Source organism: Bradyrhizobium cedriense, from assembly GCF_054602315.1.
In genome coordinates, this window is the sequence record NZ_JBTSWB010000007.1 from 180,663 (window position 1) to 195,341 (window position 14,679).

Consider the following 14,679-nt stretch of genomic DNA (forward strand, 5'->3'; position numbering starts at 1 on the left):
ACTATTCGCTCCGGCTCGCCAGCGCATTCACGGCCGCGACCGTGATCGCGGAGCCGCCGAGACGGCCTTCGACCGTCAGCGCCGGCGCGGGGGGATCGGCCATCAGCGCGGCCTTGGACTCGGCGGCACCGACGAAGCCGACCGGACAGCCGATGATCGCCGCCGGACGCGGGCAGTCGCTATCCTCCAGCATGTTGAGCAGATGAAACAGCGCGGTCGGCGCGTTGCCGATTGCAACGATCGCACCATCGAGATGCGGCCGCCACAGCTCCAGCGCCGCGGCCGATCGCGTGTTGCGCATGGATTGCGCGAGCGCAGGAACAGCGGAGTCTCCGAGCGTGCAGATGACGGCATTGGCCGCCGGAAGTCTCGCGCGCGTGATGCCTTCCGAGACCATGCGCGCGTCGCACAGGATCGGTGCTCCCTTCTGCAGGGCCGCGCGCGCGAGGGTCGCCATGCCGGATGTGAAGCGGATATGCGCCTCCAGGCCGACCATGCCGGCGGCGTGGATCATCCGCACCACCACCGGCTCCTCGTCGGGAGCAAAACGCGCAAGATCGGCCTCGGCCCGGATGGTCGCAAAGGATTGCCGGTAGATCTCCGCGCCGTCGGTCTCGTAAGTGTGCGGCATCAGTGTCCCCCGACCAGGATGGAGGGATCGCTGACGATGTCGGCGCCGTTGAGCCCGCGCAGCGCCGGTTCGTCGCGCGCAGAGCCGTCGCGAACGAGGTCGAATCCGGCGTGCGTCGCCACCAGCGTGACCGCAGCCGCACCGGAATGCGCACAGCCCTTGCCGCAGCCGGAGACGTGGAGCCGCGCATCGGGGGCAATGCGCGGCGCGAGCGCCGCCGCGAGCGCGCGCGTATCGGCATGGGCTTCGCGGCAGCGCGGCGCGCCGCTACAGGCGATGACGCGCAGCGCCGGATCGTACGGCTCGGTGATGAGGCCCGCACCACGCGGCATCTCGCGCTTGCCCTCGCTGAGCACCATCCGCCATGGCGTCATGCGCAGCGGATGCCCGCAGCCTGAGAACTGATGCAGCGTCGAGTGCAGCATCTGTCCGAACGCGACGCCGACCATCGCGCCTTGCGGATAGTGCCCGGGCCGCGACGCGGCCATCACGGGCGCGGGCTCGGTCTCGCCGCGCAGCGATTGAGGCAACGCCGCGCCGGATGCGATATAGGCTGCCATGCGCCCTCGCCCGCCGCTCGCGCCGCCGGAGATGATGAACCAGCTTGCAAGCGCCAGCGCCGTGCTAACAGCCTGTCCGCGTGCGACGGAGCGGCCGAGCCTTTCGCCGTCGGCCCGTACCAGGAGGCGGCCCGAGCGATCGCGCTCGATGCGTATGTCGGCGGAATCGCCGGCCAGCACGCGCGACCTTCCATCATCGATGGCGAAGCCGAACTTGGTGGGAAGCGCAAGCTCGCTATCGGCGAGCGCTTCCTCGAGCTCCGCGGCGAGCGACTGCGTTTCGTCGCCACGGCTCCAGAACGGTGTCACCAGGATGTTGCGCCTGGCTTCGACATCGGCGTCGGGGTCGAGCAGCGCCAGCCGTGCAAGGCCGTCGAGCAACGGCCCATGGCTCTCCTCCTTGACGCCCCTGATCTGGAGATTGGCCCGGCTAGTGACGTCGATCAGGCCATTGCCGAAGCGTTCGGCCAGTTCAGCAAGCCCGGAGATCTGTGGTGCTTCAAGTCGCCCGCCAAACGGACGCACGCGCACGACGAACCCGTCGCCCGAAAGCATCGGGCGCAGCGCGCCGGGACACCAGCCCTTGACCGTCGCCGCGCTCATGAGGCCTCCCGCAGCGCCGCCGCGATCGAATTGCGGCGGGTTCGCCAGAGTGAGGCCTCGTGCAGGCGTGTGAAGCAGGTCTCCATCGCGGCGAGCGCGGACGGATTTTCACGGGCCATGAAGGCGCGGACGTCCTCGCTGCCGAGCGTCGCATCGTAATAGAGGTCGAACAGATGCGGCGGCACGGCGCCCGCGAGATGCGCGAAGGCGGCCATGTGCTCCAGTGTCGCGGTGACCTCGGCGGCGCCGCGAAAACCGTGGCGCATCATCCCGGCGATCCAGGCCGGATTGGCCGCGCGTGCCCGCACGACACGCGAAATCTCCTCCGGCAGCGTGCGCGCATGCGGCTTGCCGGGCCGTGTCGCATCGAGATGATACAGTGACGGCGGGCCTGCACCAAGGTGAGTTGCAGCCGCAGCGACGCCTGCTTCATGAGCGGCATAGTCGGCGGCGAGCAACAGATCGGTTTCGGGCAAGTCCTGCACATGGACGAAGGCGTCGGCAGACGCGAGTCGCTGTTCGATGCCGGCGCGATCCGGCTGCATCGCGCCATCTGCCGAGAAGGCCCAGGACGATGCGGATAGCCAGGCTTCGCCTGCGGCATCGCGCGTCTCGGGCGTGAAGGCGTCCGGGTTAGCCGACAATCCGACGCCATAGTGTCCTGGGCGCGGCGCGAAGACGCGGGAGGCCCGATGACGATACGGGTTCTCCTCGCCCTCCTCCGCGCGGCCCGCGAGCGCCTCGGCGGCAGCTTCGAACAATTGCGCGAGACCCGCGAAGACGTCGCGGAACAGGCCCGACACGCGCAGCGTGACGTCGATGCGCGGCCGGCCGAGTTCGGCCGGCGCGACGATGTCGTAGCCGGTGACGCGGCCGGAGGCGTGATCCCAGCGAGGCGCGAGGCCGGCCAGGTGCAGCGCCATCGCGAACTCCTCGCCGGCCGTGCGCATCGTCGCGGAGCCCCAGAGATCGACGATGAGGCCCTTCGGCCAGTCGCCGTGATCCTGCAAATGGCGGCGTAGCAGTTCCTCGGCAAGCTTGATGCCTTGCGCATGCGCCGACGGCGTCGGCACCGCGCGCGGATCGACGGCGAAGAGGTTGCGCCCGGTCGGCAGCACGTCCTGGCGCCCGCGATAGGGGGAGCCCGATGGGCCCGGCGCAACACGCCGGCCTGCGATCGCGACGCGGAGCGCATCGCGCTCCGCTTCGCCGCAAGCACCACGGCCGAACACGTGCAGGCCGTCGCCGAACTGGCTCTCCTTGAGATCGCAGACGAAGCGATCGATCCGCGGGATCGCCTCGGCGGGCGTTGCCGATGCGTCGAGACCGAGATCCTCTTCGAGGCCGGCGGCACGGGCCTCGTCGCGGATCGCCGCGATCAGGCGCCGGCGGCGGGCGGGATCGAGACCGTCGGCGGTCGAATATTCGTCCAGTAGCCGTTCGAGCCGGCGCAGGCCTTCCGGCACCGCGGACGTTTCCAGCGGCGGAGGCAAATGGCCGATCGTGACCGCGCCGATGCGCCGCTTGGCCTGCGCGGCCTCGCCGGGATCGTTGACGATGAATGGATAGATGACGGGAAGGTCGCCGGCCAGGGCTTCCGGCCAGCAGCTCGATGACAGCGCCACCGATTTGCCGGGCAGCCACTCCAGCGTGCCATGCGCGCCCATGTGCAGGACGGCGTCACAACCCTGCTGTCTGAGCCAAAGATAAAAGGCGACGTAAGCATGGCGCGGGGTACGGGCGAGATCGTGATAGTCGGCATCGCGCGAAGCCGCTTCGCCGCGCTCGGGCTGGACCACGATGATCGACCGGCCGCACTGGATCGCGGCAAAATGGAACGCACCGTCGCGGCAGCTCGGATCGTCTTCCGGCGCGCCCCAGGCTTGCGCAAGATCGTTCCGCAATGATTGCGGCAGGCGCGAGAGCGCGGCGCAGTAACCGGCGACGCTCCAGGTCAAATTCTGCTTCAGCAGCGTCTCACCGAGCGCATGGACTGGCGCAACATCTAAGCCGACCTCCGCGAGATCGGACAGCAGGGCCTCGACCGATGCCAGCGCATCGAGACCAACGGCATGCGCGATCTGGTGCGGCCGGCCCGGGTAGTTCGAGAGCACGAGCGCCAGCCGCTTCTGGCCGGCCGGTTTCTCCGCAAGACGCCGCCAGGCCTCGACGCGTGCGGCGACAGCCGCCACACGCTCCTCGTCAGGCCTGTGCGCCAGATGCGAGAATTGCAAATCGGCATCGCGCATCGCAGCGGACTTGAAGCTCACCACGCCCGCGAACAGGCGGCCGTCGACCTCGGGCAACACCACATGCATCGCCAGATCGCCGGGCGACAGGCCGCGCAGCGAGCTCGCCCAGTCCTCGCGCCGGGCCGTGGAGAGCGCGACCTGAAACACGGGGCACGGCGCGGCGTCGAACGGCGTCGTGCCATCGTCGCCGATCGCCGAGAACGCCGTCGCATTGACGATCGCCGCCGCAGGATTTTGCGCGAGATGCCCGCGTAGCCAATCGGCGACGCCCGGGGCTTTCAGGGAGGTGACGAACGCGCCATAGGCGTCAAACCCCTTCTCGCGCAGCGCTGCGATCAGGCCGTCAACCGGGCCCGTGTCCGCGGCAGTGAGATAGGAGCGATAGAAGGTCACGAGTGCGCGCGGCTTGTTCTCGCAGGCCTGCGGCGGAGCAATGACGCCCCGCGCGGGGTCGTAAAACCCCATCTCGGGCACGGTCATCTCGCCGACGACCGGTCCCGCGTAAAGCCCCGAGGCCAGCGCGAGCTGCGCGATCGCCGCTTGCGCCGCGACGGGACCACCGGTATCGCATAGCACCTTCAGCCGCCGCAGCGTCGAGACCGGCAAGGTCGAGTACGCATCGAGCCGCGTGTCGTCGCGGCCATCGGCCGGAAGCACGGCCAGCACGATGTTGCGATCCTTCGCCAATTGCTGGAGGGCCGCGAGCCCGTAGGGCCAATAGGACTCACCGCCGATCAGCCGCACCAGGATGCCGCGCGCCTGCGACAGCGTCCGCTCGACATAGGTGTCGACCGACAGCGGATGACGAAGCTCGGCGAGATTGGCGAGCCGCAGCGATGGCAAACTAGCGCGGCCGCGCCGCCAGCCGGCGGCGAAGGCGGCCAGATCGGAATCCGAATACGAGAGCACCACGAGATCGGCCGGGTCCTGGCCGATATCCCTTGGCGTCGCGGTCTCCTCGAGACCGCGGCTCTCGCGGAAGACGACGTGCATCAGATGCCAGATCCTGAAAGACCAAGTCCCGCCTTGATTGCGGCCTCTTCGATATCACCGTGCTCGCCGATCACGACGAGCTTGGACTGCCTCACACCTGTGCCCCAGGGCTTGTCGAACTGGTGGCGCACGCGCTCGCCGACGGCCTGCAGCAGGAGGCGCATCGGCTTGCCCGCAACCGCGATGTAGCCCTTGGCACGCAGCACGTTCTGCTCGCGCGCCAGACGCTGGACCGACGCGACCAGCGCATCGAGATCCGTCACCTCCGGCAGATCGATCACGACGGAGGCGAAATCGTCGTGCTCGTGCTCCTCCTCGCCGTCGTGATGCGACGGGCGCGCGGCGAGATCGTTCTCGGCGGCGGCGCCAAGGCCGAGAATGACGCGCGCATCGATCGCACCGTCGGTGACGGGAAGCATCGGCACGCGGCGCGGCATCTCGGCGGCGATCGCCGCCTTGGCCGCTTCGATTCCCGCCGCGCCCGCGAGATCCGCCTTGGTCAGCAGCACGATGTCGGCGCAAGCGATCTGGTCCTCGAACACCTCCGACAGCGGCGTCTCGTGATCGAGACTTTCATCCGCCGCGCGTTGCGCTTCGACAGCAATCGGATCCGGGGCGAAGCGGCCGGCGGCGACGGCCTCGGCATCGGCCAGCGCGATCACGCCATCCACCGTGATGCGCGAACGGATCTGCGGCCAGTCGAATGCTTTCAGCAGCGGCTTCGGCAACGCCAGCCCCGAGGTCTCGATCAGGATGTGATCGGGCCTCACGGGGCGCGCCAGCAACTTCTCCATGGTCGGAATAAAATCGTCGGCGACTGTGCAGCAGATGCAGCCATTGGCGAGCTCGACGATGTTCTCCTCCGGACAGTTCGCATCGGCGCACGACTTCAATATCTCGCCGTCGACGCCCTCGCTGCCGAACTCGTTGACGAGCACGGCGAGTTTCTTGCCATTCGCGTTGGCGAGCAGATGCTGGATCAACGTGGTCTTGCCGGACCCGAGAAAACCGGTGACCACCGTGACCGGAACTTTGGCGAGCGGGTTCATTCGGCGGCCTCCGGCACGACGGAAATGGGGGGAATGCGGGCAAGCGACTGCTTGCGGAAGATTTCCGGGCGGCTGCGCCAGGGCACGAGGCCATCCGGGGCGGCCGCATAGGCTGCGGCGCCCGCGACCACGTCACTCGCATTCGCCTCTGACAGCCGGCCATAGACATAGGACCAGCGGCCCGGCGCGCTGAGCGCGACGGAACAGCCCTGGCTGCACGCCGACAGGCATTCGACGGGAACCACAGTTACGCCCTCGGGTACGCCGGCCTCGAGGATCGCACCATGCAAGCGCTTGCCGGGCGGGACTTCGCCCTCACCAGGCGTCTGGCCGGCACGGCAGGTAATGCAGACGTGAAGTGTGACCGTCATCGCCTCTTCCAGAATAAACAGCGGGAGGCGAAGAGGCACACGGATCCTGTTCAAAGGCCCGCTTCCCCGTCGCGGAACACCCCGTCCGCCGGTCCAAAATCGTCCGCGCTGGCAGGTCTCCCGGCTTGCGGAGCAGGGTTTTGCCCTTCGATCCCCGCCTTCCCGATTCCCTTTCGGGAGTCAGTGGCTTTGGGCATCTCTCCGGTCACGGTCGCGGGGGCGGCTGCATTTTGGATCCAAATCTCGCCGATTCGGACCCTATCGCATTCCCTCTTCGCCTGTCATAGGACAGGAACCAACGCCGGGCCACCATTTGCCGGTGGCCGCCACTTGTCAAGCCGAAGGACCGGGACCGATGACGCCTGAACCGGATACCCAAACAGCTGAGGAAACCGACGCCCGGCACGCCGCAAAAATGGCGAAGAAGAAAGCCGCCCGCGACAAGATCATGGCGACCAAGAGCGGCGAAAAGGGTCTGATCATCGTCCACACCGGCAGCGGCAAGGGCAAGTCGTCCTCCGCTTTCGGCATGATCGTCCGCTGCGTCGCCCATGGCTTTCCCTGCGCGGTGGTGCAATTCATCAAGGGCGCCTGGGACACCGGCGAGCGGCGCCTGCTCACCGGCCATTTCGGCGACCTCTGCCAGTTCCACGCCATGGGCGAGGGATTCACCTGGGAGACGCAGGACCGCGGCCGTGACATCGCCGCGGCACGCGCGGGCTGGGAGAAGGCCAAGGAGCTGATCCTCGACACGAACTTGCGCATGGTCGTGCTCGACGAGATCAATATCGCGCTGCGCTACGACTATCTCGACATCGCCGAAGTGGTTGAATTCCTTTCGACGCAAAAGCCGCCGATGACGCATGTCGTTCTCACCGGCCGCAACGCCAAGGACGAGTTGATCGAGATCGCCGACCTCGTCACCGAGATGACGCTGGTCAAGCACCCGTTCCGCTCCGGCATCAAGGCGCAAGCCGGCGTCGAGTTCTGAGACGATCTCGCCATGGTGCGCGCGCTGATGATCCAGGGGGCCGGCTCGGACGTGGGCAAGTCGCTCATCGTCGCCGGCCTCGCGCGCGCCTTCACGCGACGCGGGCTCCGCGTTCTCCCGTTCAAGCCGCAGAACATGTCGAACAACGCGGCCGTCACCGTCGACGGCGGCGAGATCGGCCGCGCCCAGGCGCTCCAGGCGCTCGCCGCCGGCGTCGAGCCGCACACCGACATGAACCCCGTGCTGCTGAAGCCCGAGACCGATGTCGGCGCGCAGGTCGTCGTGCAGGGAAGGCGCATCGCGACGGCACGGGCGCGCGACTACGCGGCGATGAAACCATCATTGATGGGCGCGGTGCTGGAGAGCTTCGAGCGGCTGAAGGCGCGCGCCGATCTCGTGCTGGTGGAAGGCGCCGGCAGTCCGGCCGAAGTGAACCTGCGCAAAGCCGACATCGCCAATATGGGCTTTGCGCGAAAGGCCGACGTGCCGGTCGTGCTGGTCGGCGACATCGACCGTGGCGGGGTCATCGCACAGTTGGTCGGCATCAAGACGGTGATCGATCCCGACGATGCCGCCATGATCCGCGGATTTGTCATCAACAAGTTCCGCGGTGATCCCACGCTGTTCGACGACGGCTACAGGCTGATCGAAGACAAGACGTCCTGGCTCGGCTTCGGTGTGCTGCCCTGGTTCGCGCGTGCCGGCGAACTGCCGGCCGAGGATGCGCTGGGCCTGAGTGACGCTCGAAAGCCAGGCCGATGCAAGTTCGCCTGCCTCGCACTGTCGCGCATTGCCAATTTCGACGATCTCGATCCGCTCAAGCTCGAGCCGGACGTCGATCTCGTCATGGTCCGCCCCGGCGAAGCTATTCCCGGCGATGTGAAACTCGTCATCATCCCGGGCTCCAAATCCACCCGCGGCGATCTCGCCTTCCTGCGCGCGCAGGGCTGGGACATCGATCTCCTCGCGCATCACCGCAGGGGCGGCCATGTGCTCGGCCTCTGCGGCGGCTACCAGATGCTGGGGCACAGCGTCGCCGATCCCGACGGCATCGAGGGCCCCCCGGGCGAGACACCGGGCCTCGGACTTCTGGACGTGACGACGGTGATGAGTCCGCAGAAGACGCTGACGCGCGTTGCGGCCGTGCATGCGGCGACCGAGCAGCCGATCGAGGCCTACGAAATCCACATCGGCCGCACCGACGGCCCCGATCGCGCCCGCCCGTTCGCGACGCTGAACGGCGAGCCGGAAGGGGCGATCTCGCGCGATGGCCGCGTACAGGGCAGCTATCTGCACGGCCTGTTCACCTCGGACGATTTCCGCAAGGCTTATCTCGCAGGGCTCGACATTCGCGCCGGCGACGCGCCCTATCACGCCAGGGTCGAAAGCACGCTCGAGGCCCTCGCCGATCACATCGAAAAGCATCTCGACGTCGAAGGCCTGCTTGCGCTAGCGCGCTAGAACCTCGGCAAGGCGCGTCCATTCGGCTTCGCTGCCGGGAAACCCGAGGCGTAGCCATTTCGGCTCTCGCGCGAACACGCGCGACCAGATGTGGCGGCGCGCAAGCTTCTCCTGTGCATCAACCGCGTCGGGCGTCTCGTAGAGACGGAACAGCGGCGTGCCGCCGACGAGCGGCCAGCCTCGCGCTTGCGCCATCTCGTCGAGCCGAACACAGTCGCGCGCAAGCCGCGCGGACGTGGCCTCGGCCCAGGCATCGTCACGCAAGGCCCGGCTGCCGATTGCGATCGCCGCGCCCGATATCGGCCATGGCCCCGACAACGCTGCCAGCTTGCCGATATCAGCAGCATTGCCGATCGCAAACCCGAGCCGCAGGCCGGCCAGGCCATAGAACTTTCCGAACGACCGCAATATCAAAAGTCCCGGCCGATCCGCTTCGGGCGCGAGCGACAATTGCGGAACGGCATCGGCAAAGCTCTCGTCGATCACGAGACGGCCGACGCGCGGCAGCAATGTCAGTGCGTCCTTCGGCGTGTGACGCCGACCATCGGGATTGTTGGGATTGACGACGACGGCAAGGTCCGCGCCCGCCAGCGCGTCGAGGTTGTCAACTTCCTGAACATCCCAGTTTGCGGCCGACAGGACCCCGGCATATTCATTGTAGGTCGGCGCGAGGATACGGGCGCGGCCGGGTGGCGCAAGTTGCGGCAGCAATTGAATCACGGCTTGCGCACCACCCATCGCAGCAATCGGCGCGTCGGTGCGGTAGGCGTGCTGCGCCGCCTGATGCAAGGCATCGATCTCGGCGCGCGAGGGCAACGCACTCCACGCGCGCGAGCTTATCTCGCCCACGGGATAAGGCAGCCGGTTGATTCCGGTCGACAGATCGATCCAGTCCTCGGCGCGTCCGCCAAAACGCTGCTGGGCCTGATCCAGATTTCCACCGTGCTCGCGCATGCCCCGTTGTTTCACGCGAAAGCCAGGATCGCAAGGACGCCGGCGAGCAGCAGCATGCTGCGGCGGTACAGCGTCAGTGCCTCGCCGATGTCGGCGGCGCGCGGATCGCGCGCGCCTTCGTTCAGCCAGGGCTCGTTGGTGACGCTGCCGTGATAGATGCGGGGACCGCTGAGCCGGACACCGAGACCGCCGGCCATGGCCGCTTCCGGCCAGCCGGCATTGGGCGAGCGATGGCGGCGCGCATCCCGCGTCATGCACGACAGCGCTTCCGACCGGTGCGGCGCCAGCAGCACGAAGAGAAATCCCGTCACGCGCGCCGGAATGAAATTGGCGACATCGTCGATGCGCGCCGCCGCCCAGCCGAAGGCTTCGTGCCGTTCGCTACGATGGCCGATCATGGAGTCCAGCGTGTTGATCGCCTTGTAGCCGAGGATTCCGGGCAGGCCGAGCAGCGCGCCCCAGAACACCGGCGCCACGATGCCGTCGGAGGCGTTCTCGGCGAGGCTCTCGATCGCCGCGCGCGCAATGCCGGCCTCATCGAGCGCCGCGGGATCGCGGCCGACGATGCGCGAGACGGCCTCGCGCGCGGCGGTGATGTCGCCGGCCCGCAACGGCTCTGCGACGGCAGCCACATGATCATACAGCGAGCGCAGCGCGACCATGGGCCAAGCCAGGATGCCGATCAGCGCGATCTCGAGCCAGCCCCCGGGGAGGAACGACTGAAGCAACCAGCCGAGGGCGACCGAGAGCGCGATCACCACGAGTGCGCCGGCAACGCCGGCAGTTCGACGCAATGCCGGCGGATCGGACGCCCGATTCCAGGCGGAGTCGATGACGACAATCAGCCGGCCGAGCCACGTGACCGGATGCCCGATCCGCGCGAACAGCGACGACGGCCAGCCCAGAAGGGCATCCACCGCCATCGCCACTGCCATGGCCCCCGCAAAACTCACGCAAATCTCCCGTCTCGCTCCGCCCCTGTTGCGCAAGACGGCGGCCGAGCGCAAGCCCCTCGCGGCCTGATTTCGGCTTTGTCTTTGGCCGCGTTTGGTGATTAGTGCTGCCCGACAGGAGACCTCATGGCCGTCATTTTGATCACCGGCGGAGCGCGATCCGGCAAGAGCAAACGTGCGGAAGCGCGCGCGAAGGCCTTTTCCAGCCGGCCCGTCTACATCGCGACGGCCGAGGCGCTCGACGCCGAAATGAAGGAACGCATTGCAAGACACCGCGCGCGCCGCGGAACCGACTGGATCGAGCGCGAGGTGCCGCTCGATCTCGTGGCCGCGCTGGCCGCGACCGACGGCGGCGGCGCAAGGCTCGTGGATTGCCTGACGCTGTGGCTCTCCAACCTGATGCACGCAGCGCGCGACTGGGAGCAGGAGGTGAATGCGCTTGTCGGCGCCCTGATCAACCTCAAGAGCCCGGTCGTGCTCGTCACCAACGAGGTCGGCCTCGGCATCGTGCCCGACAACGCGCTGGCACGCAGCTTTCGCGACGCCGCCGGGATCATGAACCAGACCATCGCCGCGGCTGCCGACGAGGTCGAATTCATCGTTGCCGGCCTGCCGATGAAATTGAAATGATGCCGCGGGGCGAATTCTTGAAAGAGGTCATCGCCGATCTCAGGATGGCGGCATCTTTCGTCACGATTCTCCCCGTCGCATCGTCGAAGCCCGCAAGCGATGGCGCCGTCGCCCGCGCGACCTGGGCCCTTCCCATCGCCGGACTGCTGGTCGGCCTTGCCGGCGCGTTGGTCTACAAGATCGCCAGCCGGTTCGGACTGACGCCGAACCTCGCGGCCCTGCTCGCGCTGGCCGCGACCACCCTCATCACCGGCGCGCTGCACGAGGACGGGCTTGCCGATACCGCCGACGGACTCGGCGGCGGCCGCACCCGCGAGCGCAAGCTCGAGATCATGCGCGACAGCCGGATCGGGACCTATGGCGTCTGCGCGCTGATCCTGTCGTTCGGCCTGCGCTGGAGCGCGCTTGCGACGATTGCGAATCCATGGGGCGTCGCGCTCGCGCTGTGTGCCGCGCACACTGCTGCCCGCGCGGGCGTGCCGGCCTTCATGTCTCTGGTCGCCCCGGCGCGGCCTGACGGGCTGTCGGCCAGCGCCGGATCCCCGCCGGGCCGCAGCGTCGCCCTCGCCTTCGCTGTTGGAACCCTTGCGCTCGCCCTGGCGTTGGGGCCGGGCAAGGCGCTCGCCGGCCTGGTCCTGCTGTCGCTCGCCGGATACATGCTGGCGCGGCTTGCCATTCGCCAGATCGGAGGGCAGACCGGCGATATCCTCGGGGCGTTCGAGCAGCTGGGCGAGATCCTGATCCTGCTGGTTGCAGCGTCCTTCCAATTGGGACATTGACGTCATGGTCGAGTTCGATGACGCCTTCCGCCGGCACTTGCGCGAGCTGTTCGTGTGGCGGCGCGACGTGCGCCGCTTCCGCAGCGATCCTTTGCCGGACGGCGCCATCGATCGCCTGATCGAGACGGCCTGTCTCTCGCCTTCGGTCGGCCTCAGCCAGCCCTGGCGCTTCGTCACCGTCGATGACGACGCGCGGCGCCGCGCCGTGATCGACGATTTCAAGGCGTGCAACGCCGATGCGCTGAGTACCTATTCCGGCGAGCGCGCGGCGCGCTATGCCACACTGAAGCTGTCGGGCCTCGAACAGGCGCCCGGTCACCTCGCCGTGTTCGCGGACAGGGCCGGCGACATCGGCCACGGGCTCGGCCGCGCCACCATGCCGGAGACGACCGAATATTCCGTGGTCGCGGCGATCACCGCGATGTGGCTGGCCGCGCGCGCCGAGGGCATCGGCCTCGGCTGGGTGTCGATCCTCAATCCGGATCGCATTCACGCTATCCTAGATGTGCCGGAGTCCTGGAAGTTCATCGCCTATCTCTGCATCGGTTGTCCGGAAGCCGAATGCGACCGGCCCGAGCTCGAGCAGGCGCACTGGGAGCATCGGCGCGGGGCGGAGGAGTTCACGCTGCGGCGCTAAACAAGGATCCGCCGTCATTGCGAGCGCAGCGAAGCAATCCAGGAATGTATCCGCGGAAGGACTCTGGATTGCTTCGTCGCAAGAGCTCCTCGCAATGACGGCGGAGAGTGCGGAGCGACCCGCGGCTACGACTTGCTCCTGCCGGCCACCGCCGCCACGGGCGCCGGGCTTTCCTTCTGGAACATCAGCAATGGCCGCAAGATGATGCGGCCATAGGCCTCGTAATGGTTCTGGGTCGAGACCGCCATCTTCAGCGGCGTCGCGTAATTTGCCTCGAACGTCATGAAAGGCGCGTAGGTCCAGGAGAAGCCAACGCCGAGCGAAGCGAGCTCAGTCACCCCGGGGAAGGTCGAATACACCGCGCCCCAATCGGTGAAGATGTAGGTGTCGAAACCCTTCAGCCATTGCGACCAGTTGTAGTGCAGTTCGGCGTTGAAATAATAGCCGCTGTCGCCGGAGGCCGAGTTGGAGGGATAGCCGCGCACGGTGGTGGGGCCGCCGATCGAGAATATCTGGTCGCCGGGCAGCAGCTTTTCCTGGGTGTACTGCCAGCTCGCCAGCACGTTGGCGCTGAAATTCGTCGGTCCCGCGGCGCTGGTTGCGATCAACGAGCCGGTGTAGGTGTTGAACGTGCGGTTGTTGCCCAGCACGTGGTCTTTCCATTCGATGTAGTTCACGGCGGGCGAGACCGTGATCGAATAGGTGTTGCCCGATTTCGTCGCCGAGACGCCGGCGGTGGCCCTGTCATAATGATCGTCGGTGACGGCGACCGTGGCGAAGCGGCTGACCGTCTTGCCCTCGGTCAGGGCGGCGTTGAGCAGCACCAGCCAGTCCTGCGTCACCCAGACCGGCTGGCTGAAATTGACCGCGGCCTGGCTCGAGCGTCCGGTGACGTCGAGGGCGACGAACGGGCCCTGGATGATCTTGATCTTGCCCTCGGTGTAGCTGACGCCGACGCGGCCGCCCCAGGGATTGACCGGAATGCTGTAGGCGACGTTGCCGTTGAGGTTACCGTCGGAACGGACACCGTAGAGGGTCAAGCGGTCGTCGACGCCGAGCAGGCCGTGGCGCTTGTAGAAGGTGCCGCCCTCCCAGCGGCCGGTGCTCTCCACGCCCTGGTTGTCGACGAAGACCTGCCAGGTGTCGACCGGCGGCTCGATCACGGCGAACTGGAGGTCGGTCAGGCCGAAGCTCGTGCCGGGCTGGAGCAACGCCTTGATCTGCACGTCGTTGGTGCGGTTGAACCAGATGACGTCGCGATTGAGCTTGGGAACGTCCAGAACCTCGCCCTCGGGCTTCTGCACGCGCTGGAGGATGTAGTCGGTGCGGGTCTGCTTGTTGCCCTCGATCGTCGTCTTCTGGAGCCGTCCTTCGGTCAGCTTGACCTTCACCACCCCGCCCTTGGCGTCCTGCTCCGGCAGCGTCGCGATGCCCGTGACGATGCCGCGCGCGGCATAGATGGCGTTGATGTCGGCGACGAGCTGCAACAGCGCGGCGATGTCGACATCCTTGCCGACATACCTCTTCGCGATCTCGTCCAGCTCCGCCGGCGTGATGAATTTGGATTCGTCGAACGTGATCTTGCGCAGGCGGAATTTCGGCCCGCCCGGTTTCAGCAGCTGGGACTTTTCCCGCTCGCCGCCGATCACCGCCGGCCCGGTGAGCTTGGGGGGCGCGCTCTGCTGCTCGAGCCGCCGTCGCTGCCGGTCGACGTCGTTCTGGATCACGCCGGGATTGATGGACTGCGCGCTCGCGGAAGCGATGCAGGACGCTGCCAGCCCGACCGCCAATGCTGCCCCCAGAATCCGCATCCGA

The 14,679-nt window shown here is 67.4% G+C and carries 13 protein-coding genes and 1 riboswitch; of the genes, 5 read left to right on the forward strand and 8 right to left on the reverse strand.

The features are described 5' to 3' along the window. Nucleotide 1: 1 nt before the first annotated feature. Genes ACYCVF_RS26360 through ACYCVF_RS26380 form a run of 5 tightly spaced genes read right to left on the reverse strand, consistent with a single transcriptional unit; the run spans nucleotide 2 to nucleotide 6,459 of the window. Entirely contained in the window at nucleotides 2–631 is a 630-nt protein-coding gene (locus ACYCVF_RS26360; RefSeq protein ID WP_459601225.1) for a precorrin-8X methylmutase, read from the reverse strand. After that, a complete protein-coding gene (gene cobG / locus ACYCVF_RS26365; RefSeq protein WP_459601227.1) occupies nucleotides 631–1,794 on the reverse strand; it encodes a precorrin-3B synthase in 1,164 nt (387 codons plus the stop codon). Before cobG ends, ACYCVF_RS26360 begins: the two co-directional genes overlap by 1 nt. Further along, complete coding sequence (cobN, locus tag ACYCVF_RS26370) at nucleotides 1,791–5,039, reverse strand: cobaltochelatase subunit CobN (protein ID WP_459601229.1); 3,249 nt, start codon at nucleotides 5,037–5,039, stop codon at nucleotides 1,791–1,793. The genes cobG and cobN overlap by 4 nt, the downstream gene beginning before the upstream one ends. Continuing rightward, nucleotides 5,039–6,088 carry a cobalamin biosynthesis protein CobW gene (gene cobW / locus ACYCVF_RS26375; protein ID WP_459601231.1) on the reverse strand — a complete coding sequence of 350 codons (1,050 nt, stop codon included), beginning with the start codon at nucleotides 6,086–6,088 and terminating at the stop codon, nucleotides 5,039–5,041. The genes cobN and cobW overlap by 1 nt, the downstream gene beginning before the upstream one ends. Then, nucleotides 6,085–6,459, reverse strand: a complete 375-nt coding sequence (locus tag ACYCVF_RS26380; protein ID WP_459601233.1) for a DUF1636 family protein — start codon at nucleotides 6,457–6,459, stop codon at nucleotides 6,085–6,087. The genes cobW and ACYCVF_RS26380 overlap by 4 nt, the downstream gene beginning before the upstream one ends. Nucleotides 6,460–6,552: 93 nt before the next feature. After that, nucleotides 6,553–6,774, reverse strand: a riboswitch (cobalamin riboswitch). A gap of 40 nt (nucleotides 6,775–6,814) precedes the next feature. Between ACYCVF_RS26380 and cobO the strand changes: the two genes are divergently transcribed. Both cobO and ACYCVF_RS26390 read left to right on the forward strand, forming a co-directional pair. Next, nucleotides 6,815–7,450, forward strand: a complete 636-nt coding sequence (gene cobO, locus ACYCVF_RS26385) for a cob(I)yrinic acid a,c-diamide adenosyltransferase (RefSeq protein ID WP_459601235.1) — start codon at nucleotides 6,815–6,817, stop codon at nucleotides 7,448–7,450. Nucleotides 7,451–7,462: 12 nt separating this feature from the next. After that, on the forward strand, nucleotides 7,463–8,911 hold the full coding sequence (locus tag ACYCVF_RS26390) for a cobyric acid synthase (protein ID WP_459601237.1): 1,449 nt from the start codon (nucleotides 7,463–7,465) through the stop codon (nucleotides 8,909–8,911). On the opposite strand, the gene cobD is transcribed toward ACYCVF_RS26390, so the two are convergent. Together cobD and cbiB are read right to left on the reverse strand one after the other, a co-directional pair. Further along, nucleotides 8,900–9,865: a threonine-phosphate decarboxylase CobD gene (cobD, locus tag ACYCVF_RS26395; RefSeq protein ID WP_459601239.1), complete on the reverse strand. Its 966-nt coding sequence runs from the start codon at nucleotides 9,863–9,865 to the stop codon at nucleotides 8,900–8,902. The two genes, ACYCVF_RS26390 and cobD, sit on opposite strands and share 12 nt — an antisense overlap. Before the next feature lie 11 nt (nucleotides 9,866–9,876). Further along, a complete protein-coding gene (gene cbiB, locus ACYCVF_RS26400; RefSeq protein WP_459601241.1) occupies nucleotides 9,877–10,818 on the reverse strand; it encodes an adenosylcobinamide-phosphate synthase CbiB in 942 nt (313 codons plus the stop codon). A gap of 126 nt (nucleotides 10,819–10,944) precedes the next feature. Between cbiB and cobU the strand changes: the two genes are divergently transcribed. From cobU to bluB, 3 genes are read left to right on the forward strand one after another with little or no spacing between them, the layout of a single operon-like run. Next, entirely contained in the window at nucleotides 10,945–11,448 is a 504-nt protein-coding gene (gene cobU / locus ACYCVF_RS26405; protein ID WP_459601243.1) for a bifunctional adenosylcobinamide kinase/adenosylcobinamide-phosphate guanylyltransferase, read from the forward strand. Beyond that, nucleotides 11,445–12,227 carry an adenosylcobinamide-GDP ribazoletransferase gene (cobS, locus tag ACYCVF_RS26410; protein WP_459601245.1) on the forward strand — a complete coding sequence of 261 codons (783 nt, stop codon included), beginning with the start codon at nucleotides 11,445–11,447 and terminating at the stop codon, nucleotides 12,225–12,227. Before cobU ends, cobS begins: the two co-directional genes overlap by 4 nt. Before the next feature lie 4 nt (nucleotides 12,228–12,231). Beyond that, on the forward strand, nucleotides 12,232–12,864 hold the full coding sequence (gene bluB / locus ACYCVF_RS26415) for a 5,6-dimethylbenzimidazole synthase (protein ID WP_459601247.1): 633 nt from the start codon (nucleotides 12,232–12,234) through the stop codon (nucleotides 12,862–12,864). 125 nt (nucleotides 12,865–12,989) lie between these two features. Here the strand turns inward: bluB and ACYCVF_RS26420 are convergent, their stop codons facing one another. Beyond that, nucleotides 12,990–14,675, reverse strand: a complete 1,686-nt coding sequence (locus ACYCVF_RS26420; RefSeq protein ID WP_459601249.1) for a ShlB/FhaC/HecB family hemolysin secretion/activation protein — start codon at nucleotides 14,673–14,675, stop codon at nucleotides 12,990–12,992. Between the last annotated feature and the right edge of the window lie 4 nt (nucleotides 14,676–14,679).

Coding starts and splice junctions, on each gene's coding strand:
- cobU (WP_459601243.1), top strand. CDS start 10,945: ATGGCCGTCATTTTGATCACCGGCGGAGCGCGATCCGGCAAGAGCAAA.
- cobG (WP_459601227.1), bottom strand. CDS start 1,794: ATGAGCGCGGCGACGGTCAAGGGCTGGTGTCCCGGCGCGCTGCGCCCG.
- ACYCVF_RS26420 (WP_459601249.1), bottom strand. CDS start 14,675: ATGCGGATTCTGGGGGCAGCATTGGCGGTCGGGCTGGCAGCGTCCTGC.
- bluB (WP_459601247.1), top strand. CDS start 12,232: ATGGTCGAGTTCGATGACGCCTTCCGCCGGCACTTGCGCGAGCTGTTC.
- ACYCVF_RS26360 (WP_459601225.1), bottom strand. CDS start 631: ATGCCGCACACTTACGAGACCGACGGCGCGGAGATCTACCGGCAATCC.
- ACYCVF_RS26380 (WP_459601233.1), bottom strand. CDS start 6,459: ATGACGGTCACACTTCACGTCTGCATTACCTGCCGTGCCGGCCAGACG.
- cobS (WP_459601245.1), top strand. CDS start 11,445: ATGATGCCGCGGGGCGAATTCTTGAAAGAGGTCATCGCCGATCTCAGG.
- cobN (WP_459601229.1), bottom strand. CDS start 5,039: ATGCACGTCGTCTTCCGCGAGAGCCGCGGTCTCGAGGAGACCGCGACG.
- ACYCVF_RS26390 (WP_459601237.1), top strand. CDS start 7,463: ATGGTGCGCGCGCTGATGATCCAGGGGGCCGGCTCGGACGTGGGCAAG.
- cobO (WP_459601235.1), top strand. CDS start 6,815: ATGACGCCTGAACCGGATACCCAAACAGCTGAGGAAACCGACGCCCGG.
- cobD (WP_459601239.1), bottom strand. CDS start 9,865: ATGCGCGAGCACGGTGGAAATCTGGATCAGGCCCAGCAGCGTTTTGGC.
- cobW (WP_459601231.1), bottom strand. CDS start 6,088: ATGAACCCGCTCGCCAAAGTTCCGGTCACGGTGGTCACCGGTTTTCTC.